The sequence below is a fragment of the Paraburkholderia sp. J63 genome (assembly GCF_905220245.1).
Taxonomy (GTDB): domain Bacteria; phylum Pseudomonadota; class Gammaproteobacteria; order Burkholderiales; family Burkholderiaceae; genus Paraburkholderia.
The window spans coordinates 1-546 of sequence record NZ_CAJMZF010000166.1 but is presented as its reverse complement, the minus strand read 5'-3'; the positions used below and the strand labels follow the sequence as shown (position 1 = coordinate 546).

Genomic DNA, 546 nt, shown 5'->3' with positions numbered 1-546 from the left:
TTCGCGCTGCGCGAGGTGATCTTCGGCGGCGAAGCGCTGGAGCCGCGCGTGCTGCGGCCGTGGATCGAGCGCTTCGGTATTGCGCAGCCGCGTCTGGTGAACATGTACGGGATCACGGAAACGACGGTGCACGTGACGTTCCGCCCGGTCATCGTGGCGGATCTGGACGGCAGCGTGAGCCCGGTGGGCGAGCGTATTGCCGATCTGGGCGTGTACGTGCTCGACGCACAGCGCAATCTCGTGCCGGTGGGCGTGACGGGCGAACTGTACGTGGGCGGCGCCGGCGTTGCGCGTGGGTATCTGAACCGTGCGTCGCTCACGGCGGAGCGCTTCGTGCCCGATCCGTTCGGCCGCGAAGGCGAGCGCCTATACCGCACGGGCGACCTCGCACGCTGGAACGCGGGCGGCGAGCTCGAATACCTGGGGCGCATCGACCATCAGGTCAAGATCCGCGGCTTCCGTATCGAGCTGGGCGAGATCGACGCGCAGCTGCTGGCGCAGGCAACAGTGCGCGAGGCAGTGACCCTGGCGCAGGAAGGGCCGGGT

1 protein-coding gene is annotated in these 546 nt (G+C 68.7%); it reads left to right on the top strand.

From position 1 onward, the window contains the following. The coding region (locus U5775_RS38995) for an AMP-binding protein (protein WP_322063446.1) at positions 1 to 546 on the top strand (546 nt) is incomplete at both ends.